Source organism: Bacillus sp. NTK034 (assembly GCF_017303275.1).
Lineage (GTDB): Bacteria > Bacillota > Bacilli > Bacillales > Cytobacillaceae > Cytobacillus.
The window spans coordinates 39,720-65,629 of record NZ_JAFKOJ010000015.1 but is presented as its reverse complement, the minus strand read 5'-3'; the positions used below and the strand labels follow the sequence as shown (position 1 = coordinate 65,629).

The 25,910-nt window shown below is 43.8% G+C and carries 25 protein-coding genes and 2 other annotated features; all 25 genes read left to right on the top strand.

Annotation, left to right across the window (positions count from 1 at the left end):
• Nucleotides 1–712: 712 nt before the first annotated feature.
• The 25 genes from JI665_RS26545 to rpoB all read left to right on the top strand — a co-directional run bounded on the left by JI665_RS26545 (nucleotide 713) and on the right by rpoB (nucleotide 25,881).
• Complete coding sequence (locus tag JI665_RS26545) at nucleotides 713–1,177, top strand: CtsR family transcriptional regulator (protein WP_206697968.1); 465 nt, start codon at nucleotides 713–715, stop codon at nucleotides 1,175–1,177.
• Between the two features lie 23 nt (nucleotides 1,178–1,200).
• The gene (locus JI665_RS26540) at nucleotides 1,201–1,749 is read left to right on the top strand and encodes a UvrB/UvrC motif-containing protein (RefSeq protein WP_206845716.1); all 549 of its coding nucleotides are present in this window, start codon (nucleotides 1,201–1,203) and stop codon (nucleotides 1,747–1,749) included.
• Between the two features lie 2 nt (nucleotides 1,750–1,751).
• The gene (locus tag JI665_RS26535; protein ID WP_206845714.1) at nucleotides 1,752–2,831 is read left to right on the top strand and encodes a protein arginine kinase; all 1,080 of its coding nucleotides are present in this window, start codon (nucleotides 1,752–1,754) and stop codon (nucleotides 2,829–2,831) included.
• Between the two features lie 4 nt (nucleotides 2,832–2,835).
• A complete protein-coding gene (gene clpC / locus JI665_RS26530; protein ID WP_206845712.1) occupies nucleotides 2,836–5,286 on the top strand; it encodes an ATP-dependent Clp protease ATP-binding subunit in 2,451 nt (816 codons plus the stop codon).
• Nucleotides 5,287–5,681: 395 nt separating this feature from the next.
• A complete protein-coding gene (gene radA / locus JI665_RS26525; RefSeq protein ID WP_206845711.1) occupies nucleotides 5,682–7,061 on the top strand; it encodes a DNA repair protein RadA in 1,380 nt (459 codons plus the stop codon).
• A gap of 2 nt (nucleotides 7,062–7,063) precedes the next feature.
• A complete protein-coding gene (gene disA, locus JI665_RS26520; protein ID WP_206845710.1) occupies nucleotides 7,064–8,137 on the top strand; it encodes a DNA integrity scanning diadenylate cyclase DisA in 1,074 nt (357 codons plus the stop codon).
• Between the two features lie 228 nt (nucleotides 8,138–8,365).
• Complete coding sequence (locus JI665_RS26515; RefSeq protein WP_206845709.1) at nucleotides 8,366–9,454, top strand: PIN/TRAM domain-containing protein; 1,089 nt, start codon at nucleotides 8,366–8,368, stop codon at nucleotides 9,452–9,454.
• Between the two features lie 243 nt (nucleotides 9,455–9,697).
• Nucleotides 9,698–10,384: a 2-C-methyl-D-erythritol 4-phosphate cytidylyltransferase gene (gene ispD, locus JI665_RS26510; RefSeq protein ID WP_206845708.1), complete on the top strand. Its 687-nt coding sequence runs from the start codon at nucleotides 9,698–9,700 to the stop codon at nucleotides 10,382–10,384.
• 13 nt (nucleotides 10,385–10,397) lie between these two features.
• Nucleotides 10,398–10,883: a 2-C-methyl-D-erythritol 2,4-cyclodiphosphate synthase gene (gene ispF, locus JI665_RS26505; RefSeq protein WP_206845707.1), complete on the top strand. Its 486-nt coding sequence runs from the start codon at nucleotides 10,398–10,400 to the stop codon at nucleotides 10,881–10,883.
• Nucleotides 10,884–10,987: 104 nt separating this feature from the next.
• Nucleotides 10,988–12,445, top strand: coding sequence for a glutamate--tRNA ligase (gltX, locus tag JI665_RS26500; protein ID WP_206845706.1), 1,458 nt, complete (start codon nucleotides 10,988–10,990; stop codon nucleotides 12,443–12,445).
• Nucleotides 12,446–12,491: 46 nt separating this feature from the next.
• Nucleotides 12,492–12,721: a binding site (T-box leader), on the top strand.
• 125 nt (nucleotides 12,722–12,846) lie between these two features.
• The gene (cysE, locus tag JI665_RS26495; RefSeq protein ID WP_206845704.1) at nucleotides 12,847–13,515 is read left to right on the top strand and encodes a serine O-acetyltransferase; all 669 of its coding nucleotides are present in this window, start codon (nucleotides 12,847–12,849) and stop codon (nucleotides 13,513–13,515) included.
• Nucleotides 13,496–14,899 (top strand): cysteine--tRNA ligase, encoded by a 1,404-nt coding sequence (cysS, locus tag JI665_RS26490; RefSeq protein WP_206845703.1) that lies wholly within the window; start codon nucleotides 13,496–13,498, stop codon nucleotides 14,897–14,899. Before cysE ends, cysS begins: the two co-directional genes overlap by 20 nt.
• A 3-nt stretch (nucleotides 14,900–14,902) precedes the next feature.
• Nucleotides 14,903–15,328, top strand: coding sequence for a Mini-ribonuclease 3 (locus JI665_RS26485; RefSeq protein WP_206845702.1), 426 nt, complete (start codon nucleotides 14,903–14,905; stop codon nucleotides 15,326–15,328).
• On the top strand, nucleotides 15,325–16,068 hold the full coding sequence (gene rlmB / locus JI665_RS26480; RefSeq protein WP_009336532.1) for a 23S rRNA (guanosine(2251)-2'-O)-methyltransferase RlmB: 744 nt from the start codon (nucleotides 15,325–15,327) through the stop codon (nucleotides 16,066–16,068). The genes JI665_RS26485 and rlmB overlap by 4 nt, the downstream gene beginning before the upstream one ends.
• Nucleotides 16,069–16,070: 2 nt before the next feature.
• Nucleotides 16,071–16,580 (top strand): NYN domain-containing protein, encoded by a 510-nt coding sequence (locus tag JI665_RS26475; protein WP_206845701.1) that lies wholly within the window; start codon nucleotides 16,071–16,073, stop codon nucleotides 16,578–16,580.
• A gap of 70 nt (nucleotides 16,581–16,650) precedes the next feature.
• Nucleotides 16,651–17,307 (top strand): RNA polymerase sporulation sigma factor SigH, encoded by a 657-nt coding sequence (gene sigH, locus JI665_RS26470; RefSeq protein WP_009336536.1) that lies wholly within the window; start codon nucleotides 16,651–16,653, stop codon nucleotides 17,305–17,307.
• Between the two features lie 99 nt (nucleotides 17,308–17,406).
• Nucleotides 17,407–17,550 carry a 50S ribosomal protein L33 gene (gene rpmG, locus JI665_RS26465; protein ID WP_206845700.1) on the top strand — a complete coding sequence of 48 codons (144 nt, stop codon included), beginning with the start codon at nucleotides 17,407–17,409 and terminating at the stop codon, nucleotides 17,548–17,550.
• A gap of 136 nt (nucleotides 17,551–17,686) precedes the next feature.
• Nucleotides 17,687–17,869 carry a preprotein translocase subunit SecE gene (secE, locus tag JI665_RS26460; RefSeq protein ID WP_009336541.1) on the top strand — a complete coding sequence of 61 codons (183 nt, stop codon included), beginning with the start codon at nucleotides 17,687–17,689 and terminating at the stop codon, nucleotides 17,867–17,869.
• A gap of 132 nt (nucleotides 17,870–18,001) precedes the next feature.
• Complete coding sequence (gene nusG / locus JI665_RS26455) at nucleotides 18,002–18,535, top strand: transcription termination/antitermination protein NusG (RefSeq protein ID WP_009336543.1); 534 nt, start codon at nucleotides 18,002–18,004, stop codon at nucleotides 18,533–18,535.
• Nucleotides 18,536–18,746: 211 nt separating this feature from the next.
• Nucleotides 18,747–19,172, top strand: coding sequence for a 50S ribosomal protein L11 (rplK, locus tag JI665_RS26450; RefSeq protein WP_009336545.1), 426 nt, complete (start codon nucleotides 18,747–18,749; stop codon nucleotides 19,170–19,172).
• Nucleotides 19,173–19,331: 159 nt separating this feature from the next.
• Nucleotides 19,332–20,030, top strand: coding sequence for a 50S ribosomal protein L1 (gene rplA, locus JI665_RS26445; RefSeq protein ID WP_113885250.1), 699 nt, complete (start codon nucleotides 19,332–19,334; stop codon nucleotides 20,028–20,030).
• 50 nt (nucleotides 20,031–20,080) lie between these two features.
• Nucleotides 20,081–20,220, top strand: a sequence feature (ribosomal protein L10 leader region).
• Nucleotides 20,221–20,253: 33 nt separating this feature from the next.
• Nucleotides 20,254–20,754, top strand: a complete 501-nt coding sequence (gene rplJ / locus JI665_RS26440; protein WP_206845699.1) for a 50S ribosomal protein L10 — start codon at nucleotides 20,254–20,256, stop codon at nucleotides 20,752–20,754.
• A 57-nt stretch (nucleotides 20,755–20,811) separates the two neighbouring features.
• Complete coding sequence (rplL, locus tag JI665_RS26435) at nucleotides 20,812–21,177, top strand: 50S ribosomal protein L7/L12 (protein ID WP_206845698.1); 366 nt, start codon at nucleotides 20,812–20,814, stop codon at nucleotides 21,175–21,177.
• A 173-nt stretch (nucleotides 21,178–21,350) separates the two neighbouring features.
• Complete coding sequence (locus tag JI665_RS26430; protein WP_206845697.1) at nucleotides 21,351–21,953, top strand: class I SAM-dependent methyltransferase; 603 nt, start codon at nucleotides 21,351–21,353, stop codon at nucleotides 21,951–21,953.
• A gap of 373 nt (nucleotides 21,954–22,326) precedes the next feature.
• Nucleotides 22,327–25,881 carry a DNA-directed RNA polymerase subunit beta gene (gene rpoB, locus JI665_RS26425; protein WP_206845696.1) on the top strand — a complete coding sequence of 1,185 codons (3,555 nt, stop codon included), beginning with the start codon at nucleotides 22,327–22,329 and terminating at the stop codon, nucleotides 25,879–25,881.
• The last annotated feature ends 29 nt before the right edge of the window (nucleotides 25,882–25,910 follow it).

Sequence of the window (25,910 nt, the reverse complement as noted above, 5' to 3'; positions counted from 1 at the left end):
GCTTCTCAGCGCCGATGGTAGTTGGGGGCTGTCCCCCTGTGAGAGTAGGACGCTGCCGGGCATATGAAAGAGCACCTGATGGGTGCTCTTTTTTGTGTGTTTGGATGAGTTCCGGTACCCAATATCTTATTGGGACTCTTCTTTTTAATGGAAAATAGATATATGCGTCACATCTGCCAACATATGCGCCACTCCTTTCACCGTCTGTTTTAAGTGTTAAATTTGTTCACTATAAAGATAAATTGTGCCAAGTGTTAGATAAACTTCAAAATATGCTAGATAAAATGGGAACCATGCTAGATAAAATCAACCATTCATGCTAGATAAATCACCAAACTTGCCAGATAAAAGTATCACCTACTGTACCGCAGCTTCATAGAATCCAGAATCATGTATTCAGCAGGTTCAGTCAGCCATACTTCAGGATTCCAACTCTCTATTCCAACCGAATAACAAGTTCAGAACAGCTAACACGTTTCACCTGTCCAACTGATCACCAAGCGCAGCACACTTCCCAGCCTCTAAAAAAACTTCTCCCAACCAAGCACAAACCCGCCCATTCAAAAATATATTGTTATCGACATTAACTTCCATTTTCAGGTTTGGGAAGTCAAAAAATGGGGGAAAATTATTAATACCCGCCAATTGCAAGAAATTACATAAATCAGGTATAATTAATGTCAAATATAGTCAAAGTCAGATAGGGGGAGGCCTGGTGAGGAATATATCCGACATAATTGAAAATTATCTAAAACAGGTTTTAGAGAAGAGTGAAAGGGAAATCGTGGAAATTAAAAGAAGTGAAATTGCTGATAAGTTCCAATGTGTTCCTTCTCAGATCAATTATGTGATCAACACCCGTTTTACGATTGAGAAAGGATATGCAGTAGAAAGTAAGCGGGGAGGCGGGGGCTTCATTCGGATTATGAAAGTCCAGTCCTATGACCATGCTGATTTAATTGACCAGTTAATTTCATTGGTGCAGAGCAGGATTGCCCAGAGCAGTGCAGAGAATGTCATTTACCGTCTGGTAGAAGAAGAGATAATAACACATAGGGAAGCTAAAATTATGCTTAGTGTTATAGACCGTTCTGTCCTGTATATTGATCTTCCATTCAGGGATGAGCTGAGGGCAAGAATGCTTAAGGCAATGTTAACCACTTTGAAATATAAATAGTAGGGAGCTGGGGAGGTGAAGTCATGATTTGTCAGGAATGTAACCAAAGGCCAGCCACGCTGCATTTTACGAAGGTTGTAAATGGCGAGAAAGAAGAGTTTCATCTTTGCGAGAAATGCGCACAGGAAAAAGGTGAAATGTTTATGCTGGGCAGCGGGTCTGGTTTTTCAATAAATAACTTGCTCGCTGGCCTTCTGAATATTCAGCCTGCCTTTCAGGAATCGGGCCAGGATCCTTTTCAGCAGGAGAAAGTCCTGCAGTGTGAGCAATGTTCCTTGACCTTTCAGCAGTTTATAAAAGTAGGCCGCTTTGGGTGCGCCAACTGCTATGAGACTTTTAAAGATCAATTGAACCCAATTCTTAGAAGGCTTCACAGCGGGAATTCTTCACACAGCGGAAAAATTCCTGCACGAATCGGGGGAACCATTCACCTGCGGAGGAATATTGATGATTTAAAAAATAATTTAAAAGAAATGATTTCCAAAGAAGAGTTTGAAAGAGCGGCAGAATTGAGGGACGAAATAAGGAAACTGGAAAAGCAGCTCAATGCCGATCAAAAGGGAGGGGAGTAAGCTTGTCGCTGGAACGTTTCATGAATCAAGCTATTAGCTCCTGGATGAGTGCGGAAGGCCCTGATTCCGATATTGTTTTAAGTTCGCGAATCAGGCTCGCCCGCAATATGAAGCAATATAAATTCCCTACTGTATTTTCAAATGAAGAAGCAGAAGCGGTCATTGAAAAAATAAAGGCGAGGGTGGAGCATTCTTCTTTTTCAAAACTTGGGAAAATGGAGCTTTTATTAATGGATAGCCTTCAGCCTCTTCAAAAAAGAGTGCTGATGGAAAAGCATCTGGTCAGTCCCCATCTTGCTGAGAATTCAACTCATGGTGCCTGCCTTCTTTCTGAAAATGAAGAAGTCAGCATCATGATTAATGAAGAAGACCATATAAGGATTCAATGCTTATTTCCGGGATTTCAGCTTACTGAAGCCTTAAGTATGGCAAATGAAATTGATGATTGGCTGGAGGAAGAAGCCGACTATGCATTTGATGAACATATTGGCTTTTTAACAAGCTGCCCCACAAATGTAGGAACAGGGCTAAGGGCATCTGTTATGATGCATTTGCCTGGCCTGGTTCTCACGCAGCAAATGAACAGAATTATTCCGGCAATTAACCAGCTTGGGTTAGTTGTTAGAGGAATTTACGGGGAAGGCAGCGAAGCTTTAGGTAACATCTTTCAAGTTTCAAACCAGATCACTCTCGGAAAGTCAGAAGAGGATATCGCAGAGGATCTGAAAAGCGTTGTCAGTCAGCTGATTTCTCAGGAAAGATCGGCAAGGGAAGCATTAGCAAAGACTTCTAACATACAATTAGAAGACAGAGTCTTCCGCTCTTATGGCATTTTATCGAATAGCCGGATCATTGAATCAAAGGAAGCAGCACAATGCTTGTCTGATGTTCGCCTGGGGATTGATATGCAGTACATCAAAAACATATCAAAAAATATATTGAATGAGCTGATGATCCTGACACAGCCCGGCTTCCTGCAGCAATACGCAGGCGGGCCGCTCAGACCGCATGAACGCGATATCCGCAGGGCTTCATTAATTAGGGAAAGATTACAAATGGAAGATCAAGAGTTGGGAGGATGAAAATATGATGTTCGGACGATTTACGGAAAGAGCTCAAAAAGTATTGGCTTTAGCACAGGAGGAAGCAATCCGTTTAGGACATAACAACATCGGAACAGAGCATATTCTGCTGGGGCTTGTACGCGAAGGTGAAGGCATTGCTGCAAAAGCTCTCTATGCTTTAGGCCTCGGCTCTGATAAGATCCAAAAAGAGGTTGAGAATTTAATTGGCAGGGGGCAGGATGCTTCCCAGACCATTCATTATACACCGCGTGCCAAGAAAGTCATTGAACTTTCGATGGACGAAGCAAGAAAGCTTGGCCATTCCTATGTAGGAACAGAACATATCCTGCTTGGCCTGATCCGTGAGGGTGAAGGCGTGGCAGCCCGAGTTTTGAATAACCTTGGCGTCAGCCTCAATAAAGCGCGCCAGCAAGTGCTTCAGCTATTAGGCAGCAATGAGTCCGGCAGTCATCAGGGTGGCTCCGCAGCCAATGCGAATACACCGACTCTTGATGGATTGGCACGTGACTTAACTGCTATTGCCAGAGAAGGAAGCCTGGATCCGGTAATTGGACGAAGCAAAGAAATTCAGCGTGTAATTGAAGTTTTAAGCCGCAGGACGAAAAACAACCCGGTTCTGATCGGTGAGCCTGGGGTAGGTAAAACAGCCATCGCAGAGGGCTTGGCACAGCAGATCATTAATAATGAAGTGCCGGAGACTCTTCGTGATAAAAGGGTTATGACGCTAGATATGGGTACAGTAGTTGCCGGAACAAAGTATCGCGGTGAATTTGAAGACCGCCTGAAGAAGGTAATGGATGAAATCAGGCAGGCAGGAAACATCATTTTATTTATTGACGAGCTTCATACCTTAATAGGTGCAGGCGGAGCAGAAGGTGCGATTGATGCTTCTAACATCTTAAAGCCTTCTCTGGCCCGCGGTGAACTTCAGTGTATTGGTGCAACAACTCTTGATGAATACAGAAAATATATTGAAAAGGATGCGGCACTTGAAAGAAGATTCCAGCCTATTACGGTTGATGAGCCGACTGCGGAGGAATCGGTACAGATTCTTGAAGGTCTTCGTGACCGTTATGAGGCCCACCATCGTGTGACGATTACGGATGCAGCCATTCAAGCAGCTGTAAAACTTTCAGATCGCTACATCTCAGACCGCTTCCTTCCGGATAAAGCAATTGATTTAATTGACGAAGCGGGTTCAAAGGTAAGACTTCGCTCTTATACTACGCCTCCAAACCTGAAAGAACTGGAGGTTAAGCTGGAGGATGTAAGGAAAGAAAAAGACGCTGCCGTTCAAAGTCAGGAGTTTGAAAAAGCGGCTTCCTTAAGAGATACAGAGCAGCGCCTGCGTGAACAGCTCGAAGAAACGAAAAAAACATGGAAAGAAAAGCAGGGCAAAGAGAACAGTGAAGTGACGGTTGAGGACATTGCCAATGTGGTGGCCAGCTGGACTGGAATCCCTGTATCGAAGCTTGCCCAAACAGAAACAGAAAAGCTTCTTAATCTGGAAGAAATTCTTCATTCCCGTGTAATCGGACAGGAAGAAGCGGTTAAAGCCATTTCGAAGGCTGTCCGCCGTGCCCGTGCAGGCCTTAAAGATCCGAAGCGTCCGATTGGCTCGTTTGTATTCCTTGGGCCGACAGGGGTAGGTAAAACAGAGTTAGCCCGTGCATTAGCTGAAGCGATGTTCGGTGACGAGGATGCGATGATCCGCATCGATATGTCAGAATACATGGAGAAGCACTCTACATCCCGTCTGGTAGGTTCGCCTCCGGGTTATGTAGGATATGAAGAAGGCGGACAGTTAACCGAAAAGGTCCGCAGAAAACCATATTCTGTTGTGCTTCTGGATGAAATTGAAAAGGCTCATCCTGATGTATTCAACATTCTTTTACAGGTATTGGAAGACGGAAGATTAACAGATTCTAAGGGCAGAACCGTCGATTTCCGCAATACCGTTCTGATTATGACATCCAATGTAGGTGCAGAAGCACTTAAGCGGAACAAATACGTTGGCTTTAACATCCAGGATGGTGAACAGGATTACAAAGATATGAAAGGAAAAGTAATGGAAGAAATGAAGAAGTCCTTCCGTCCGGAATTCCTGAACCGTATCGATGAAATCATCGTTTTCCATGCATTGGAGAAAAAGCATCTTCAGGAAATCGTTACACTTATGTCTGACACCTTAACGAAACGATTGAAGGAACAGGATATTACACTGGAATTGACGGATGCAGCCAAAGAAAAAATCTCGGTAGAAGGCTATGATCCAGAATACGGAGCACGTCCGCTCCGCAGGGCGATTCAAAAGCATATTGAAGATCGCTTATCCGAAGAACTGTTAAAAGGAACGGTTCTAACCGGGCAAAGCGTGGTAATCGATGTGAAAGATGGAGAGTTTGTAGTGAAAACGGCTGAACCAAGCGGGACGCCAAATCTTCAGAAATAAGATGACTTCAATCAGTGGGGACTTAATTCCCGCTGATTGTTTGATTAATCCTGCAGGACGCTACGTTCAGTCTTAATTCTGCTCGATGGCTTTCCCGCTTTAATAGCATCAAAAGATTTTACACAGCAAAAAGGTACACGTCCCTGTTATACGTGTACCTTTTTGCACTCTTTCAGACATATCATGCTGGCAGCCTTTAAAGAGGTTTATTCTGCCGATTTATGTTAATTTTAAGATAGAAAAAGATAACAGGACAAAAACATTTTAAGACCCGTTAAAAAAGGGAATAGGAAGTTAACCGTACTTCTGTCATCGCTGGTTCTTTCACGCAAGGCCGGTAATATTAAGATTTCCTTTAATGCGGCTGGAATGAATGTACAGAGAGGGGAAGAAGTATGGCTAAAAGAAAAACGAAATTCATGTGTCAGGAATGCGGCTATGAGTCACCTAAATGGATGGGGAAATGTCCGGGGTGCGGACAATGGAATACAATGGTGGAAGAGGTGGAGAAGCCTGCTTCAACGAGAAGAGGTGCTTTTGCTCATTCACAGGGATCGGCCATAGCGGCGAAAGCAACACCGATTACATCCATTGAAACAGTCAGCGAATCCCGCATACATACCAATTTAAAAGAATTAAACCGTGTCCTTGGTGGCGGAATTGTAAGAGGCTCCCTTGTTCTTATTGGAGGAGATCCGGGCATAGGGAAATCAACGCTTCTTCTTCAAGTGTCATCACAGCTGGCGAACAGGAAGCATTCTGTTCTCTATATATCAGGGGAAGAATCCATGCGCCAGACGAAGCTGAGGGCTGACCGTTTAGGTGTTTCTTCTGACAGCCTGCTCGTTTATTCGGAAACCAGCCTTGATGAAATCAGCAGAACGATTGATTCAGTGAATCCTGACTTTGTCATTATTGACTCAATTCAGACGATCTTTCATCCGGAAGTGACATCGGCGCCGGGCAGCGTTTCTCAGGTTCGGGAATGTACTGCTGAGCTAATGCGCATCGGCAAAACGAAGGGAATTGCCATTTTTATCGTAGGGCATGTTACAAAGGAAGGTTCCATTGCGGGTCCAAGACTTCTCGAGCATATGGTAGATACCGTTTTGTACTTTGAAGGTGAACGCCATCATACATACAGGATTTTGCGTGCGGTTAAAAACAGGTTCGGATCAACAAACGAAATGGGCATTTTTGAAATGAAGGAACTTGGGCTTGAGGAAGTGGCAAACCCGTCAGAAATTTTCCTGGAAGAGCGATCACAGGGAGCTGCAGGTTCAACCGTCGTGGCATCCATGGAAGGAACAAGGCCAGTTCTGGTTGAAATTCAGGCGCTGATTTCCCCGACAAGCTTTGGAAACCCAAGGCGAATGGCGACAGGAATTGATCATAACCGGGTTCCGCTCCTGATGGCGGTATTGGAAAAACGAGTCGGGATGCTCCTGCAAAATCAGGATGCCTACCTAAAGGTCGCTGGCGGAGTGAAGCTTGATGAACCGGCAATTGATTTGGCCATTGCTGTGAGCATTGCGTCAAGCTTTCGGGATAAGCCAACAATGGCAACAGACTGCATTATCGGTGAAGTAGGCCTCACAGGTGAGGTCAGGAGAGTATCAAGAATAGAACAAAGAGTGCAGGAGGCAGCCAAGCTGGGCTTTGAGCGGGTTATCCTGCCGGCGAACAATCTTGGCGGCTGGAGCGCACCGGGAGGAATTGAACTAATCGGAGTAAGCTCCGTCGGTGAAGCATTAAAGGCTGCGTTAGGGGGATAAAGATGGAGACTAAAAAAATGAGCGAAAAAACGATGAGTGAAATCCTTCGGTTCATGGCTCCCGGTACGCCTATCAGGGAAGGGATTGATAATGTTCTTCGCGCCAATACAGGCGGGCTGATTGTTTTGGGATCAAAAGAAAAGCTTAGTAACCTTGTTGATGGAGGATTCCAAATTAATTGCCCGTTCTCGCCTAGCTATTTGTATGAGCTTGCCAAGATGGATGGAGCCATTATCTTAAATGAAGAAGGAAATAAGATTCTAATAGCTAACGCCCAGCTGGCTCCTGATCCGGGTGTGCCTTCTACCGAAACGGGTATGCGGCACCGGACGGCAGAACGGGTTGCCCGGCAAACAGGCGCATTAGTGATTGCCATTTCCCAGAGGCGCAATGTCATTACCCTTTATAAAGGACATTCCCGTTATGCTCTGCGTGATATTGGCGTCATTTTAACCAAGGCGAATGTTGCCGTGCAGACGCTTGAAAAATATAAGGTCGTTCTTGAACAGAGTATCGGCAACCTGAGCATCCTGGAATTTGAAGAGCTTGTTACATACAGCGATATCCTTCATGTTTTTCATAATATCGAAATGGTTCTGCGCATTAAAAACGAGCTCCTCACCTATTTAAGCGAACTGGGCACAGAGGGAAGGCTGATTCGGCTTCAGATGAACGAACTGCTGATGGAGCTTGAACGGGAAGCAGAATGGATTATAAAAGACTATGCTCAATCAAGGGACATCGACTCCAGGGATGCACTTATTAAGCTTCAGGAGCTTTCAAAAGGAGAAATGCTCGAAGACTCTGTCATTCTCAAGCTTCTTGGCTACAACGGGTATATTCATACGGAAGAATTCAAATGCCCGCGCGGCTACCGCATGCTGAATAAAGTTCCCCGACTCCCGCCAATTATTATCGATAATCTGATTAATCGGTTTAAAGAATTTCCAAATATCATCACAGCCACAGTAGAGGAGCTCGATGAAGTAGAAGGAATCGGGGAAGTAAGGGCCAGAAAAATAAAAGAGGGACTTAAGCTCATAAAAGAGCAGGTTTTTGCGGACCGTCAGCTATAAAGAGACCATTGAACTATGTAATTGGTTATGCTAAAATGGTAAGTTAATTATTTGACAGTTTATTGCCAATGGTGCTACCCTTAAAGTGTGTAAAAGTAAAAATTTAAGCAGATTTAAGTGCGTTGTTTTACTATCGTGAAATAATTTTAAGGATAAAATTGAAAATCTCCCAGATTCAAGGTTTCAATTTTGTGAATTTGTTTATAATGATTAAAAGGAGGTGAAGGAATGTTAAAACGTATTGTACAGGCATGCTTCCTTATTATCGGAGTAACGCTGGGTATATTTTTGATTCCTGACTTATTAAAATTAATCAGTTTAGATGACATTCCTCTTTTAAATAATCCATATGTGTCCGCCATTTTAGGTGCTATTATTTTTTATCTTTTAACTTTTTGGGCGGTTGATCATGTCGTCAATTTCGTGAGATGGGCAGAAGAATCACTGGTAAAAGTACCTATAACAGATATTATTTTTGGAAGTGTCGGCCTGGTTTTTGGATTAGTCATTGCTTTTTTAATCGGATATGCCCTAAATGCGATTGAGGTCCCGATTCTGAATACCGTAGCTCCGATTGTGCTGACGCTGCTGTTCGGCTATCTTGGGTTTCAGGTTGGCTTTAAAAAGCGGGATGAACTTTTAAGTCTATTTTCAAGCAAGAAGAAGAAGAGCAGTGAAGAAGAGATTGAGCCTGAAGCTGCACCTAAAAAATCACTTAAGATCCTTGATACAAGCGTTATCATCGATGGCCGCATTGCTGATATTTGCCAGACAGGCTTTTTGGAAGGCACGATTGTCATTCCGCAGTTTGTACTGGAAGAACTGCAGCATATTGCTGATTCATCAGATGTATTAAAGCGCAACCGTGGCCGAAGAGGATTGGATATTTTAAATCGGATTCAAAAAGAACTTTCCATTAATGTAGAAATCTATGAAGGCGATTTTGAAGAAATCCAAGAGGTGGACAGCAAGCTGGTGAAGCTGGCTAAGCTAACGAATGGTGTCGTTGTGACCAATGATTTTAACTTAAACAAGGTTTGTGAACTGCAAAAAGTAGCAGTCCTCAATATTAATGACCTGGCCAACGCCGTCAAACCCGTTGTGCTTCCAGGAGAAGAAATGAAGGTACAGGTTATTAAGGACGGCAAGGAACAGAATCAGGGGATTGCTTATCTGGATGACGGCACGATGATCGTTGTGGAAGAAGGCAGAAATTATATTGGCAAACATATTGATGTTCTTGTCACAAGTGTACTGCAGACTTCAGCCGGAAGAATGATTTTTGCAAAACCCAAGCTTTTGGAAAAAGCCTTATAATGTATGATAGAAAGTAGGACAGAGCGTGCAGGGAGATTGTTTTCCCTGCCTTTTTCCTGCTTTTTTAGGAAGGTAAGAAATAACATTGAACTTCGAGAATTGTCTAGCTCCAGCGCCTGCCCCCTCGAGGTCACAAGCCGATCCTCCCAAAAAAGCAAAGGTCGACTTTTCAAAAGTCTCGTCTTGTGCTTGTCGGGGGTGGACAAGGCGCTTGCGCTTTTCTTAGGAGATAGGAGCCATTATATGAATTATCAAGTGATTCTCCCTGCAGCCGGGCAGGGGAAAAGAATGGGAGCGGGAAAGAATAAGCTTCTCCTGGAAATCGGGAATGTCCCTGTGTTTATACATACGTTAAGAGTTTTTGAAAGTGACCCGGAGTGCACAGGCATTTTTTTGGCGATTAATCCTCAGGATGAGGAAGAAATGCAGGTTCTGTTAAAAAAGTATCATATTACGAAAGTGACTGCTATGGTAGAAGGCGGGAAGGAAAGGCAGCATAGCGTCTATAATGCGGCCAAAGCAGCTTCAGGTGAGGATGTGGTGCTGGTTCATGACGCTGCCCGCCCTTTTATTACCCGGGAGTTACTGGTGCCGCTAGTGAAAGCAGCCCGGGAAAAAGGAGCGGCTGTTCTGGCAGTGCCGCTGAAGGATACCGTAAAAAAAGCCGACGGAAATTTGATTACAGAAACACTTGAACGCTCCTGTCTGTGGGCTGTTCAAACACCGCAGGCCTTTCGTCTCTCTTCTCTGCTTGATGCACACCGCAAGGCCGAGGAAGACGGTTTTTTAGGAACAGATGATGCCAGCCTCGTGGAGCGGTTAGGCAATGAAGTGGTGATTGTAGAGGGAAGTTACGATAATATTAAGCTGACTACGCCAGAAGATATTTATTTTGCGGAAGCAATTATAAAGAAAAGAAGCCATATGTAAAGGAGATTGTATCATGTTTCGGATTGGACAAGGTTTTGATGTTCATCAGTTTGCAGAAGGACGCCCGCTGATTATCGGGGGTATTGAAATACCATATGAGAAAGGGCTGCTGGGGCATTCGGATGCAGATGTCCTGCTGCATACAGTGGCCGATGCCTGCCTTGGGGCAATTGGGGAAGGAGACATTGGGCGGCATTTTCCTGATACCGATCCTGAATTCAAGGATGCCGATTCTGCGAAGCTGCTTGCGCATGTGTGGGGAATCGTAAAAGAAAAAGGATATGAGCTGGTCAATGCAGACTGCACCATCATTGCCCAGAAGCCGAAAATGTCTCCTCATATCGGAAAAATGCAGGAGCGGATTGCAGAGCTTCTTGAAACCGAAAAAGAAAATATCAATGTGAAAGCAACAACTACAGAAAAACTTGGATTTACAGGACGGGGAGAGGGAATCGCTTCCCAGGCCGCTGTTTTGCTGAAAAAGAAAGAGAACCAGTAAAATTACCTTTCAGAAGAAAAATCTGAGTGATAAAATATAGCTTATGCAGTCTACTGGTAAGACGAAAAACTCAACAGATTTAGATTTTTAAGGAGGCAGTTAGTATGTCAAATGAAATCCGCGTCCGTTATGCTCCGAGTCCGACTGGACATTTGCATATCGGAAATGCAAGAACGGCGCTTTTCAACTATTTGTTTGCAAGAAGCAAAGGCGGAAAATTCATCATCCGCATTGAGGATACAGATAAGAAGCGGAATATTGAAGGCGGTGAAGAAAGCCAGCTTCACTATTTAAAATGGCTTGGCATGGATTGGGACGAAAGCATCGACCAGGAAGGCGAATATGGCCCATACCGCCAATCTGAAAGAAATCATATCTATGAAACATACTACAAGGAATTGCTCGACAAAGGGCATGCCTATAAATGCTATTGTACGGAAGAGGAGCTGGAAGCTGAGCGTGAAGCTCAATCTTCAAAAGGCGACACTCCTGCTTACTCAGGGAAATGCCGTCATCTGACAGAGGATGAAAGAGCTGCACTGGAAGCAGAAGGCAGAAAGCCCAGCATCCGCTTTCTAGTGCCAAAAGGCAGGGAATTGACATTCAATGACATGGTAAAAGGCGAAGTGTCATTTGAATCTGATGGCTTTGGTGATTTTGTCATTGTCAAAAAGGATGGCACTCCTACTTATAACTTTGCTGTAGCAGTAGATGACCACCTTATGAAAATATCTCATGTCCTGCGCGGGGATGACCATATCTCCAATACGCCCAAACAGCAGATGATATACGAAGCATTAGGCTGGGACATTCCGACGTTTGGCCATATGACGCTGATTGTCAATGAAAGCCGCAAAAAACTGAGCAAGCGGGACGAAACAATTATCCAGTTCATTGAACAGTATGAAGAGCTCGGCTACCTGCCGGAAGCGCTCTTTAACTTTATTGCTTTGCTTGGCTGGTCTCCTGCAGGCGAGGAAGAAATCTTCTCCAAAGAAGAATTCATTGATATCTTTGATGAAAGCAGATTATCAAAATCCCCTGCCCTTTTCGATAAGCAGAAGCTTGAATGGATGAATAATCAGTACATGAAAAAGCTTGATCAGGACCGTCTGGTGGCCATTTCAGCCCCTCATCTGGTAAAGGCAGGGAAGATCAGTGAAAACTGGCAGCAGGAAAATGAAGATTGGGTTAGAAGCCTGATTACTCTTTACCAGGAAAAAATGAGCTTTGGCGCTCAAATTGCTGAGCTTTCAGAGCTGTTCTTTACAGAAGAAATGACAGTTGATGAAGAAGCGAATGAAGTTCTGGCTGAAGAGCAAGTTCCTGAAGTGCTGTCTGCGTTCCTGCAGGAAATTGACAATATGGCAGAGTTCAAAGCGGATGGAATTAAAGCGGCCATGAAGGCTGTGCAAAAGTCAACAGGCCACAAGGGCAAGAAACTGTTCATGCCAATCCGTTCAGCTACTACTGGCCAAACCCATGGGCCGGATCTGCCGCAGGCAATCGAGCTTTTAGGAAAAGAAAAAGTAAAAACTCGATTAATGAGCATTATTGGTTAACATCTTGGAGAAAATGTAATATAGTATTAAGTAAATTATTCTATATCGAAAAGTGTTGAAGAGGAAAAGTAAGAAAAAAGATGCTTTTTTAGAGAGAACCATCACCGGCTGAAAGTGGTTTAAGCCTCTCCTTTTTCTGAAGTGCGCCTCAGAGCCTCAATTTGAACGGATGCCCCCTGCTTCCTAGTAGATTTGAGCGGAACTTATCCGTTAACAAGTAAAGTTGAGGCTTCTGAAGCCTAAACAGAGTGGAACCGCGCATAAAGCGTCTCTGTCCGATTGGGCAGAGGCGCTTTTTTATATTTAAAACCTGCTTTTATGGGCAGAGAAATGTTATAGGGGAAAAGGTTTAGAAAAATAAAAATAGAGATTGATACCTATGTCGGGAGGGGAAATGAACTATGTTTGCAAGAATGAAGGAAGATATCGAAGTGGTATTTGAACAGGATCCGGCAGCAAGAAGTTATTTGGAAGTAGTTTTAACGTACTCAGGATTGCATGCTGTCTGGTCGCACCGCGTGGCCCACGCGCTTTTTAAGCGGAAGTTTTATTTTCTTGCAAGAGTTGTTTCCCAGGTCAGCCGCTTTTTCACAGGAATTGAAATTCACCCGGGAGCAAAGATCGGCAGGCGCTTCTTCATCGACCATGGCATGGGGGTTGTCATCGGGGAAACTTGTGAAATTGGCGATAACGTAACTGTCTTCCAGGGTGTGACACTTGGGGGAACCGGGAAGGAAAAAGGCAAGCGGCATCCTACTATTAAGGACAATGCGCTGATTGCGACCGGTGCGAAGGTTTTGGGATCCATTACAATTGGGGAGAATTCTAAGATAGGTGCCGGCTCAGTTGTCCTTCATGAGGTTCCGCCCAATTCAACAGTAGTCGGCATTCCAGGAAGAGTGAAAGTCCGGGATGGTGTGAAAATTAGCAAGGATTTAAATCATTGTGATCTTCCCGATCCAATTGCAGACCGGTTTAAGGAACTGGAGAAGGAGCTGCAGGAATTAAAAGGCGAAGTCGAAACGTTGAGGAAAGAAAGGAGCCAGGTTCATGGCCATTCAAATCTATAATACACTTACCCGTCAAAAAGAAGATTTTATTCCCATAGAAGAGGGAAAAGTGAAAATGTATGTGTGCGGTCCCACCGTTTATAACTATATCCATATAGGGAATGCGCGCCCGCCGATTGTATTTGATACAGTACGCAGATATCTTGAATTCCGCGGCTTCGATGTTCAGTATGTCTCAAACTTTACTGATGTGGATGATAAGCTGATCCGCGTGGCCAATGAACTGGGAACGGACGTTCCAAGTATCGCGGAACGATTCATTAATGCCTACTTCGAAGACGTATCTGCACTGGGCTGCAGAAGGGCTGATGTCCACCCGAGGGTGACAGAAAGCATCGATATTATTATTGAGTTTATCCAGACATTGATTGATAAAGGCTTCGCGTATGAATCAGAAGGGGATGTCTATTACCATACCCGTAAGTTCGATGAGTATGGAAAACTGTCCCATCAGTCCATTGATGAGCTTCGGGTCGGTGCCCGTATTGCCGTCGGCGAAAAGAAACAGGATTCTCTTGACTTTGTTCTTTGGAAAGCAGCGAAGGAAGGGGAGATCGCGTGGGAGAGCCCTTGGGGGCAAGGAAGGCCGGGATGGCATATTGAATGCTCGGCTATGGCAAAGAAATATCTGGGGGACACGATTGATATCCATGCCGGCGGACAGGATCTGGCTTTCCCGCATCATGAAAATGAGATCGCCCAGTCGGAAGCATTGACAGGAGAAACCTTTGCCCGCTATTGGATGCACAATGGCTATATTAATATCGATAACGAAAAAATGTCTAAATCACTGGGGAACTTCGTTCTGGTTCATGACATTATCCAAAAGCATGACCCGCAGGTACTAAGATTTTTCATGCTGTCCGTACATTACAGACATCCAATCAACTACAGTGATGAGCTTCTGGAAAATACCCGTACAGGGCTGGAGCGCATTAAAACGTCTTATCACAATTTGCAGCACCGCAAAGAAGCAAGTGTGAACCTGACTGATAATAATCAGGAGTGGCTGGATAAAATTTCAGGTCTTCATAAACAGTTCATACATGATATGGATGATGATTTCAATACAGCCAATGCCGTATCTATACTGTTCGAACTGTCTAAGCTTGCGAATTATTATCTGATGGAGAAAAACACAGCAGTTGAAGTGATTGATGCTTTCACGAAAGAATTCGAAACGCTGTTTGATGTATTGGGCCTTTCTCTTGAAGAAACAAATGCTGACCTTCTGGATGAAGAAATCGAACAGCTGATTGAGCAGAGGCAGCTGGCCAGAAAAGAGCGCAATTTCGAACTGGCAGACAAAATCCGCGATCAGCTGAAAGAAATGAATATTATCCTTGAAGATACACCGCAGGGAATCAGATGGAAAAGAGGCTAGGCAATGCTTCACTATGAAAACACAGTAGATGAAAAACAATTGAATAGTCTTGCCTTGGCGTATATGGGGGATGCGGTATTTGAAACCTACATACGCCACCATCTTCTTCAAAATGGACGGGTACGGCCTCATTTTCTCCATAAGGAGGCAACCCGGTATGTTTCTGCAAAAGCCCAGTCCTTAATCATTCATGAATTAATTGACTCTGAACGGCTGACGGAGGAAGAACTGGCCGTAGTCCGCAGGGGACGAAACGCAAAGTCCGGTTCGGTGCCGAAAAATACAGATGTCCAAACATACAGATACAGCACAGCTTTTGAATCTCTCATCGGCTATCTGTTTTTGTCAAAAAGACAGGAGCGGATGGAAGAACTGATTCTGGAATCCATACATTTAGTTGAGAAAAGGAAAGGAGGAGCGGCAAAATGAGCCAGGATTTTATCATCGGTAAAAATCCCGTTATTGAAGCATTAAAGTCAGAGAGGGATATTAATAAGATTTTTATTGCAGAAGGTTCGCAGAGCGGGCAGATGCAGCAGGTAATCGGTTTGGCGAAGTCAGCCGGGGTACTGGTCCAGTTCGTTCCCAAGAAAAAAATAGATGGGATGGCAGAGGGGAATCATCAGGGCGTCATCGCACAGGTTGCTGCTTATCAATATGCAGAAATCGATGATTTGTTTGCTGCCGCAGAAAAGAAAAACGAAGCAGCTTTCTTCTTGCTGCTGGATGAAATAGAAGATCCGCATAATCTTGGGTCCATCATGAGAACGGCCGATGCAGTCGGGGCACACGGGATCATTATTCCGAAGAGAAGAGCCGTCGGGCTGACGGCAACAGTAGCCAAAGCATCAACAGGAGCGATCGAGTATATCCCGGTTGTCCGTGTTACCAATATGGCCAGAACGATTGATGAATTAAAAGAAAGAGGCGTCTGGATCGCCGGTACAGATGCAAAAGGGAAACAAGATTTCCGTCAGATGGATGGAACGATGCCTTTAGGCCTTGTAATTGGAAGCGAAGGTAAAGGGATGGGCCGCCTGATTCGCGATAAATGTGATTTCCTCATTAACCTGCCGATGGCTGGACACGTTACTTCCCTTAACGCATCAGTTGCTGCTGCGCTGCTCATGTATGAGGTTTATCGGAAACGGCACCCGCTTGAGGGATAGAAATGGACATCCTTCTTGTTGACGGATACAACATAATTGGTGCTTGGCCAGAACTCAGGGAGCTCAAAAACAAGGATTTATCGTCAGCCAGAGACCGCCTGATTGAAAAAATGGCCGAGTACCAGGGATATTCCGGGTACAGAGTGATTGTCGTGTTTGATGCCCATTATGTAAAGGGCACGGAAAAAAAGTTTAAGGATTCAAAGGTTGAAGTTATTTTTACAAGAAATAATGAAACGGCCGATGAACGCATTGAAAAATTAGCTATCGATCTCAGCAATATTAAAACCCAAGTTCATGTTGCAACCTCCGATTTCACAGAGCAATGGGTTATATTTGGCCAGGGAGCCCTAAGAAAATCAGCAAGGGAGCTGCTCAATGAAATGAATTTGATTGAAAGCAGCATCGAAAAAAAAGTAAAAAAAATTCAGCAGAAAAAGCCTGTATCCAAGATACCTCTCAGTGATGAAGTGGCAGAAATTTTTGAAAAATGGCGCAGAGGAGGCCAATGAGCGGTTGACGCTTGAAAAAACCGTGCTGTATAATGTTTCTAACCATGCTTGTACGGTCGGGGGGATCCTAGTGAGTGCTGACTTCAAGACAATCGACGAAAATCTTATAGACTTTATCCAGCTTGAGGACGAAGAAATAGTTGAGCTCGTGCATAAGGGCGAGAGTGAGGCGCTGGATTATCTGATTCATAAGTACCGCAATTTTGTCCGGGCAAAAGCAAGATCCTATTTTTTGATTGGCGCAGATAAAGAAGATATTGTACAAGAGGGAATGATCGGCTTATACAAGGCGATCCGCGATTTTAAAGAGGACAAGCTGTCCTCATTTAAAGCGTTTGCCGAGCTGTGCATCACCAGGCAAATTATAACCGCCATCAAGACAGCGACCCGCCAAAAGCATATTCCGCTGAACTCTTATGTATCTTTGGACAAGCCTATTTATGATGAGGAATCGGACAGGACGCTTATGGATGTAATCTCTGGGGCAAAGGTAATGGATCCTGAAGAGCTGATTATCAACCAGGAAGAATTTGATCACATTGAAGTGAAGATGTCCGAGCTTCTGAGTGACCTTGAACGAAAGGTGCTTGCCCTTTATTTGGATGGGCAGTCTTATCAGGAAATTTCCGAAGAACTGAACCGCCATGTAAAATCGATTGACAATGCCCTGCAGCGGGTGAAGAGAAAGCTGGAAAGATATTTGGAAGTGCGTGAATTTTCCCTGTAGACAGAATTTCCCAACACCTTGCTTTTTTTGCAGTTATTGACATGTTTTGGGGTGCGTGTTAAAGTTTTAAGGGCGTAATGTGACTTAGTAGGTGGAAATATGACTAAAAAGGTAATTTTGGCTTGCTCTGTATGTGGTTCCAGAAATTATTCCACTGCAGGCAAAAATGATTCTGCAAGGCTGGAACTGAAGAAGTTCTGCAGTGCATGCAGCGCTCATACGATCCATAAAGAAACAAAGTGATTATATAGATAAGAAGTTTGCTCTTTTAATAGTCTGAAGCCAGAGCGTTTTATGCAGACAGGAAGATTGGTCTGGTTTTGAAGCCGCTTTCGCTTTTTGTTAAAGGATATATCTCTTGAAAGTTGGGGGTTACGAAATGCAGCGCATCGTGAATTTTTTCCGTGAAGTTGGCCGGGAAATGAAAAAGGTCAGCTGGCCTAAACGCAAAGAGCTGACAAACTATACTGTTACTGTTCTTGCTACAGTTACGTTCTTCGCTCTGTTTTTTGCAGTGATTGACCTGGGAATTTCTGAATTGATTCGTTTAATTCTTGAATAACCTCTGAGTTTCCATGGTATAATGGAGAATAACACAGGAAACATTTGCAAAGCCCGGAAACGGGTTTTTTAATTTGGTCAAAAATAATAAATTGTTGAATACAGGGAGGGAAGGACGAACAAGTCCTCATAAATGGAAAAGAATTGGTATGTTGTTCATACGTACTCCGGCTATGAAAATAAAGTCAAAGCCAATCTGGAGAAGCGTGTTGAATCGATGGGAATGCAAGATAAGATCTTCCGGGTGGTAGTTCCGGAAGAAGAGGAAACAGAATTGAAAAATGGCAAGAAAAAAGTTGTGAAGCGCAAAGTCTTCCCTGGTTATGTACTAGTAGAAATCGTGATGACGGATGATTCCTGGTATGTAGTAAGAAATACTCCGGGTGTAACTGGGTTCGTAGGTTCAGCAGGTTCAGGCTCAAAGCCGACTCCGCTTTTGCCGGAAGAAGTGACGAACATTCTTAAGCACATGGGTGTTGAAGAAGCCCGTTTTGATATCAACTTTGAGATCGGCGAAACAGTTCAGGTGAAAGAAGGTCCGTTTGCGAACTTCACAGGCACCATTGAAGATATTGATAAAGATAAGGCGAAGATTAAAGTGCTTGTTAACATGTTTGGCCGTGATACTCCGGTTGAACTTGATTTTTCACAGATTGAAAAACTGTAAGAAGCAGCCTGCTGTGAAAGTACTTTTATATATCTTTGTAAAAAAACTTGAAATTGCCTTTGAAAAGTGATAATATTTCAAAGGTCAGTATGTCTCGGTCAAAGAGACTGGACAATAGTTAAAAGTTCTTTATCTTAATATAAAGACTATAAGTTGAGTGGGAGGGAAATTTCCCTATTACCACATCACGGACTTTAAGGAGGTGTGTCTCGTGGCTAAAAAAGTAATCAAACTTGTAAAGCTGCAAATCCCTGCAGGTAAAGCAAACCCTGCACCACCAGTAGGACCGGCACTAGGTCAAGCAGGTGTTAACATCATGGGATTCTGTAAGGAATTTAACGCTCGCACAGCTGAACAAGCTGGCTTAATCATTCCTGTTGAAATCACGGTTTTTGAAGACCGTTCATTTACATTTATTACGAAAACTCCTCCTGCTGCAGTTCTTCTTAAGAAAGCGGCTGGAATCGAGTCTGGTTCTGGTGAACCAAACCGTAATAAAGTAGCAACAGTCAAGCGTGACAAGGTACGCGAGATTGCTGAAACAAAGATGCCTGATCTAAACGCTGCAAGTGTAGAAGCTGCAATGCGTATGGTTGAAGGTACTGCACGCAGCATGGGTATCGTTATCGAAGACTGATACATGCATGAAGCAGATTTAGGGATGAGGTTGCGACGCTGAATTTTGTTTCACTCGCAACCTTTGTTCTGTCTAGCGCAGGCGCCTTCGACCGAGGCGCCTCCGCTTTTAATCGTGGGAGGTTATTCCGCTAAAACCACAATCAAGGAGGAAATAAAAATGGCTAAAAAAGGTAAGAAGTACGCAGAGGCTGCGAAGCTTGTTGATTCTTCAAAAGCTTACCCAATTGCTGAAGCAATTGAACTTGCGAAGAAAACTAATTTTGCAAAATTTGATGCAACTGTTGAGGTAGCATTCCGTCTAGGAGTTGACCCTAAGAAAGCTGACCAGCAAATCCGCGGAGCAGTTGTTCTTCCAAACGGAACTGGTAAAACTCAGCGCGTTCTTGTTTTCGCTAAGGGTGAAAAGGCGAAAGAAGCAGAAGCTGCTGGAGCAGATTTCGTAGGTGATTCTGAATACATCAACAAAATCAGCCAAGGCTGGTTCGATTTTGATGTAATCGTTGCTACACCTGACATGATGGGTGAAGTTGGTAAACTTGGCCGTGTATTAGGACCTAAAGGCTTAATGCCAAACCCTAAGACTGGCACAGTTACTTTTGACGTTCAAAAAGCAGTTAACGAAATCAAAGCAGGTAAAGTTGAATACCGTGTTGACAAAGCTGGAAACATCCACGTGCCAATCGGTAAAGTATCTTTCGAAGACGAAAAGCTTGTTGAAAACTTCAACACTATTTTCGATACAATGATGAAAGTGAAGCCTGCTGCTGCTAAAGGAACTTACATGAAGAACGTTTCTGTTACTTCTACTATGGGACCTGGCGTAAAAGTAGATCCTTCATCTGTTGCAGTAAAATAATAACAATTGACATTCTAAAATACATGCTGTAATATGTATTTTGTTGTTAAAATATAATAACATTTGTGCCGTAGACAGCAGGTGCTTACCAGCTTAATTTCCTGCCGAGGTATTACGATAGAATTGCTTTTTCTTGCTATTGTATACTTCCTCCATGTCTGCAAAGTCGTGGAGGTTTTTTATTGGACGGTATGAATGTAGAAATTCTACAGGAGGTGTAAGGATGAGCAGCATTATCGAACAAAAGAAACAAATCGTAGAAGAAATTGCTGATAAGCTTAAATCAAGTTTATCAACAGTTGTTGTTGACTACCGTGGTCTTACTGTTGCTGAAGTTACTGAACTTCGTAAACAGCTTCGTGAAGCTGGCGTAGAATTCAAAGTATACAAGAATTCAATGACTCGCCGTGCTGCTGAAGCTGCTGAACTTTCCGGTTTAAACGAAGCTTTAACTGGACCTAACGCAATCGCGTTCAGCACAGAAGATGTAGTTGCTCCAGCGAAAATCCTAAACGATTTCGCGAAAAAGCATGAAGCACTTGAAATTAAAGCGGGTGTAATCGAAGGAAATGTCGCTTCAGTAGAAGATGTCAAAGCTCTTGCTGAACTACCATCACGTGAAGGCTTGCTGTCTATGCTACTCAGCGTACTTCAAGCACCTATCCGCAATCTTGCTCTTGCTGCAAAAGCTGTTGCAGATCAAAAAGAAGAACAAGGCGCGTAAGTTAATTCTGGCGTTAAACTAATAGATTCAAACCACAAATAAGGAGGAAACATTATCATGACTAAAGAACAAATCATTGAAGCAGTTAAATCTATGACTGTTTTAGAACTAAACGACTTAGTAAAAGCAATTGAAGAAGAATTTGGTGTAACTGCTGCTGCTCCTGTAGCTGTAATGGGCGGAGCTGCTGGTGGAGACGCTGCTGCTGAGAAAACTGAATTTGACGTTGTTCTTGCATCTGCAGGCGACCAAAAAATCAAAGTTATCAAAGTGGTACGTGAAATCACAGGTCTTGGACTTAAAGAAGCAAAAGAACTTGTTGACAACACTCCAAAAGCTCTTAAAGAAGGCGTTTCTAAAGAAGAAGCTGAAGAAGTTAAAGCTAAGCTTGAAGAAGTTGGAGCTGGCGTTGAAGTTAAGTAATATCATTTATGAAAAGCCCGCTGCTTAAGCGGGCTTTTTATTTTGAAATCAAATATACATCAGAACTTTAACTTTTTTGCTTTTTAGCGGGCAATCCTATATAATTCCTTCGAAACCACTTAAATGTGATTCTCCTATTTTCTTCTTATATATTTCTCCCTGGAGGTGATTTCATGTCTGAACACTACTATTCCCAAACGCAAAAAGTTGAAAGCAGCCCTAAAACTTGGAGTTATACTCTAAAGGAGTATCCATTCCGCTTTAAAACAGATAATGGTGTTTTTTCAAAAGGTGAAGTGGATTTCGGTTCAAGATTATTAATTGAGACTTTTAAACAGCCGGAAGCTGAAGGAAACATTCTTGATGTCGGCTGCGGATACGGGCCCATTGGGCTGACTGCAGCAAAGATGATGCCTGAACGGACTGTTCATATGATTGATGTGAATGAGAGGGCGCTTGGTCTTGCGAAGGAAAATGCTGAACTGAACGGCATTAAAAATGTGCAAATCTATGAAAGTGACCGGCTTGAGAATACAAAAGGCAATAAGTTTGCTGCCATTCTGACAAACCCGCCAATCCGTGCCGGGAAAAAGGTTGTTCATGATATTTTTGAACAAAGTTTTAATTCGCTGATTTCTGGAGGAGAGCTATGGGTTGTCATCCAGAAAAAGCAGGGTGCGCCTTCTGCCATCGATAAGCTGACAGAGTTATTCGGCGAAGTGGAGACGGCAGAAAAGAAAAAAGGCTATTTTATTTTAAGAGCAAAAAAAGATTGACTTGACTTTTTTGCTATGATAGTATTGTAAAATGCCAACATATTATATTTCTATTTATAACTAAATTTATCTAATAGTTGTATAAATTTGGTTTTAATGGGAATGCTAACAAAATAATAGTCGTATTGTGAAAATGTGGTTTTTGAAGTAAAAACCCTTTTTCTTTTTGTCTTATAAGAATGGAGGTTTGGCTAATGTCCCTGCACTTTTTCGGGAAAAGTCCAGCTTCTAAGCCGGTTCGCCGGCTGCTCTTTGCGCCATCGGTTTCGGGTCTAAAGCTTGTCGCCGATAGGCAGGCGCTCTCTAGCTTTTCTTATAAGATGATATAAATTGCTATTAGCAACAATAACGCTTGATTTGAGGGGTGAATCAGTTGACAGGTCAACTAGTTCAGTATGGACGACACCGCCAACGTAGAAGTTACGCACGGATCAGTGAAGTTTTAGAATTACCAAATCTAATCGAAATCCAAACCTCTTCTTATCAATGGTTTCTTGATGAGGGTTTACGAGAAATGTTCCATGATATTTCTCCGATTGAAGACTTTACTGGTAATTTGTCGCTTGAATTTATTGATTACAGCCTTGGCGAACCAAAATATTCCGTTGAGGAATCGAAAGAACGAGATGTTACATATTCTGCACCTTTACGTGTGAAAGTGCGTCTTGTAAACAAAGAAACAGGCGAAGTTAAAGACCAGGATGTCTTTATGGGTGACTTCCCGCTTATGACAGAGACAGGTACGTTCGTTATTAACGGAGCGGAGCGTGTCATTGTATCCCAGTTAGTACGTTCACCGAGCGTATATTTCAGTGGAAAGCTTGATAAAAACGGGAAAAAAGGCTTTACAGCAACCGTAATCCCGAACCGCGGCGCATGGCTTGAGTATGAAACAGATGCCAAAGACGTCGTATACGTCAGAATAGATCGTACTCGGAAACTGCCCGTTACGGTTCTTTTGCGTGCACTTGGGTTCGGCTCTGATCAAGAGATCATCGATTTGATTGGAGACAACGAGTACATTCGCAACACTCTTGAAAAAGATAATACTGAAAGTACAGAGAAAGCGCTACTTGAAATTTATGAGCGCCTTCGTCCGGGCGAACCGCCAACGGTCGAAAATGCGAAAAGCTTGCTTGTCTCAAGATTTTTTGATCCAAAGCGCTATGACCTGGCGAATGTTGGACGCTATAAGATCAATAAGAAGCTTCATATCAAAAATCGCCTGTTCGGTCAAAAACTGGCTGAAACGCTTGTGGATCCAGAAACTGGCGAAATCATTGCGGAAAAAGGCGTTACGCTTGACCGCCGCACATTAGACCGGATCATTCCTAACCTTGAGAAGGATATCGGCTTTAAAACCGTAAGCCTTTTGGGCGGAGTAGTAGATGATGAAGTCTTGCTTCAGTCTATTAAGATTTACGCGCCTAATGAAGATGGCGAAAAAGTCATCAATGTAATCGGCAATGCCTACGTTGAAGAAGCAGTGAAAAACATTTCACCTTCTGACATCATTGCATCAATCAGTTATTTCTTTAACCTTCTGCATTCTGTAGGAGATACAGATGATATCGACCATCTTGGAAACAGACGTCTTCGTTCAGTCGGAGAACTATTGCAGAACCAGTTCCGTATCGGTCTTTCCCGTATGGAGCGAGTGGTCCGCGAGAGAATGTCCATCCAGGATACAAATACCATTACACCTCAGCAGCTGATTAATATCCGCCCTGTTATTGCGTCAATTAAAGAGTTCTTTGGAAGCTCACAGTTGTCCCAGTTCATGGACCAGACAAATCCGCTTGCTGAGCTGACACATAAACGCCGTCTTTCTGCGTTAGGACCAGGTGGTCTGACACGTGAACGTGCAGGCTTCGAAGTACGTGACGTTCACTACTCTCACTATGGGCGTATGTGTCCGATTGAAACGCCGGAGGGACCAAACATCGGTTTGATTAACTCCCTATCTTCATTTGCGAAGGTAAACCGTTTCGGATTTATCGAAACACCATATCGCCGAATTGACCCTGAAACAGGGAAAGTTACATCGCGCATCGACTATCTGACAGCTGATGAAGAGGATAACTATGTAGTGGCCCAGGCGAATGCACTTCTTGGTGACGATGGTTCATTCCTTGACGAAGAAGTAGTAGCCCGTTTCAAAGGGGAAAACACAGTTGTGAAACGCGACCGTGTTGACTACATGGATGTATCGCCTAAACAGGTAGTTTCTGCTGCGACGGCATGTATTCCATTCCTGGAAAACGATGACTCCAACCGTGCCCTAATGGGAGCGAACATGCAGCGTCAGGCTGTGCCTTTGATGCAGCCGGAAGCGCCAAGAGTTGGTACTGGTATGGAATATGTATCAGGTAAAGACTCAGGTGCTGCAGTCATCTGTAAGCATGAGGGAATTGTTGAGCATGTAGAAGCGCGCGAAGTTTGGGTTCGCCGCATTCAAAACGTGGATGGCCAGGAAGTTAAAGGCGATCTTGATAAATACAGAATGCTTAAGTTCATCCGTTCCAACCAGGGAACTTGCTACAACCAGCGCCCAATCGTTGCTGTAGGCAACCGTGTAACAAAAGGAGAAATCCTTGCTGACGGACCTTCTATGGAACTTGGTGAACTGGCGCTTGGACGCAATGTTCTTGTGGCGTTCATGACATGGGATGGATATAACTACGAGGATGCGATCATTATGAGTGAGCGCCTTGTAAAAGATGATGTTTATACATCTATCCATATTGAAGAATATGAATCAGAATCACGCGATACAAAGCTTGGACCTGAAGAGATCACAAGAGATATCCCTAACGTTGGGGAAGATGCACTGCGCAATCTGGACGAACGCGGAATTATCCGCACAGGTGCGGAAGTAAAAGATGGCGACCTTCTTGTTGGTAAAGTGACTCCTAAAGGGGTAACGGAACTGACGGCTGAAGAAAGGCTATTGCACGCAATCTTTGGTGAAAAAGCACGTGAAGTCCGCGATACTTCCCTTCGTGTTCCACACGGCGGAGGCGGTATCGTACTGGATGTTAAAGTGTTTAACAGGGAAGACGGAGATGAACTTCCTCCAGGTGTAAACCAGCTTGTACGTGTATATATCGTTCAGAAGCGTAAAATCTCTGAAGGGGACAAGATGGCCGGACGCCACGGCAACAAAGGTGTTATCTCCCGTATTTTACCGGAAGAAGATATGCCTTACCTGCCGGATGGCACTCCAGTAGACATCATGTTAAACCCTCTTGGGGTTCCATCTCGTATGAACATCGGACAGGTGCTTGAGCTTCACCTTGGTATGGCTGCCAGAGCACTGGGCATTCACGTAGCATCTCCTGTATTCGATGGTGCCCGTGAGGAAGATGTGTGGGCAACGATCGAAGAAGCAGGCATGGCGCGCGATGCAAAAACTGTTCTTTATGATGGACGTTCAGGCGAGCCGTTTGACAACCGTGTCTCAGTTGGTGTCATGTATATGATCAAACTGGCGCACATGGTTGACGATAAGCTCCATGCCCGTTCAACAGGACCTTATTCTCTTGTTACGCAGCAGCCATTGGGCGGTAAAGCTCAGTTCGGCGGACAGCGTTTCGGTGAGATGGAGGTTTGGGCACTTGAAGCATATGGTGCTGCCTATACACTTCAGGAAATCTTAACGGTTAAGTCCGATGACGTCGTTGGACGTGTTAAGACTTATGAATCAATCGTCAAAGGCGAGAATGTTCCTGAACCAGGCGTGCCGGAGTCATTCAAGGTACTAATCAAAGAACTTCAAAGTTTAGGTATGGATGTTAAGATCCTTTCTGGCGATGAAGAAGAAATTGAAATGCGCGATCTGGAAGACGAAGATGATGTTCAGCAGGCTGAATCATTGACAATCGCTCCGGAAACGCAAAACGAAGAGCAAGCAGTTACGAAAGAATAATTTAATATAAATTCCTTAATCCCTGGGCG

What these genes read in the sequence shown, in the direction of transcription:
- rlmB (WP_009336532.1), top strand. Translation starts at nt 15,325, where the DNA reads ATGAGCCAGGATTTTATCATCGGTAAAAATCCCGTTATTGAAGCATTA.
- JI665_RS26475 (WP_206845701.1), top strand. Translation starts at nt 16,071, where the DNA reads ATGGACATCCTTCTTGTTGACGGATACAACATAATTGGTGCTTGGCCA.
- rplL (WP_206845698.1), top strand. Translation starts at nt 20,812, where the DNA reads ATGACTAAAGAACAAATCATTGAAGCAGTTAAATCTATGACTGTTTTA.
- JI665_RS26540 (WP_206845716.1), top strand. Translation starts at nt 1,201, where the DNA reads ATGATTTGTCAGGAATGTAACCAAAGGCCAGCCACGCTGCATTTTACG.
- ispD (WP_206845708.1), top strand. Translation starts at nt 9,698, where the DNA reads ATGAATTATCAAGTGATTCTCCCTGCAGCCGGGCAGGGGAAAAGAATG.
- secE (WP_009336541.1), top strand. Translation starts at nt 17,687, where the DNA reads ATGCAGCGCATCGTGAATTTTTTCCGTGAAGTTGGCCGGGAAATGAAA.
- JI665_RS26430 (WP_206845697.1), top strand. Translation starts at nt 21,351, where the DNA reads ATGTCTGAACACTACTATTCCCAAACGCAAAAAGTTGAAAGCAGCCCT.
- clpC (WP_206845712.1), top strand. Translation starts at nt 2,836, where the DNA reads ATGATGTTCGGACGATTTACGGAAAGAGCTCAAAAAGTATTGGCTTTA.
- ispF (WP_206845707.1), top strand. Translation starts at nt 10,398, where the DNA reads ATGTTTCGGATTGGACAAGGTTTTGATGTTCATCAGTTTGCAGAAGGA.
- nusG (WP_009336543.1), top strand. Translation starts at nt 18,002, where the DNA reads ATGGAAAAGAATTGGTATGTTGTTCATACGTACTCCGGCTATGAAAAT.
- cysE (WP_206845704.1), top strand. Translation starts at nt 12,847, where the DNA reads ATGTTTGCAAGAATGAAGGAAGATATCGAAGTGGTATTTGAACAGGAT.
- radA (WP_206845711.1), top strand. Translation starts at nt 5,682, where the DNA reads ATGGCTAAAAGAAAAACGAAATTCATGTGTCAGGAATGCGGCTATGAG.
- JI665_RS26515 (WP_206845709.1), top strand. Translation starts at nt 8,366, where the DNA reads ATGTTAAAACGTATTGTACAGGCATGCTTCCTTATTATCGGAGTAACG.
- gltX (WP_206845706.1), top strand. Translation starts at nt 10,988, where the DNA reads ATGTCAAATGAAATCCGCGTCCGTTATGCTCCGAGTCCGACTGGACAT.
- cysS (WP_206845703.1), top strand. Translation starts at nt 13,496, where the DNA reads ATGGCCATTCAAATCTATAATACACTTACCCGTCAAAAAGAAGATTTT.
- JI665_RS26485 (WP_206845702.1), top strand. Translation starts at nt 14,903, where the DNA reads ATGCTTCACTATGAAAACACAGTAGATGAAAAACAATTGAATAGTCTT.
- rplJ (WP_206845699.1), top strand. Translation starts at nt 20,254, where the DNA reads ATGAGCAGCATTATCGAACAAAAGAAACAAATCGTAGAAGAAATTGCT.
- rplA (WP_113885250.1), top strand. Translation starts at nt 19,332, where the DNA reads ATGGCTAAAAAAGGTAAGAAGTACGCAGAGGCTGCGAAGCTTGTTGAT.
- rpmG (WP_206845700.1), top strand. Translation starts at nt 17,407, where the DNA reads ATGACTAAAAAGGTAATTTTGGCTTGCTCTGTATGTGGTTCCAGAAAT.
- disA (WP_206845710.1), top strand. Translation starts at nt 7,064, where the DNA reads ATGGAGACTAAAAAAATGAGCGAAAAAACGATGAGTGAAATCCTTCGG.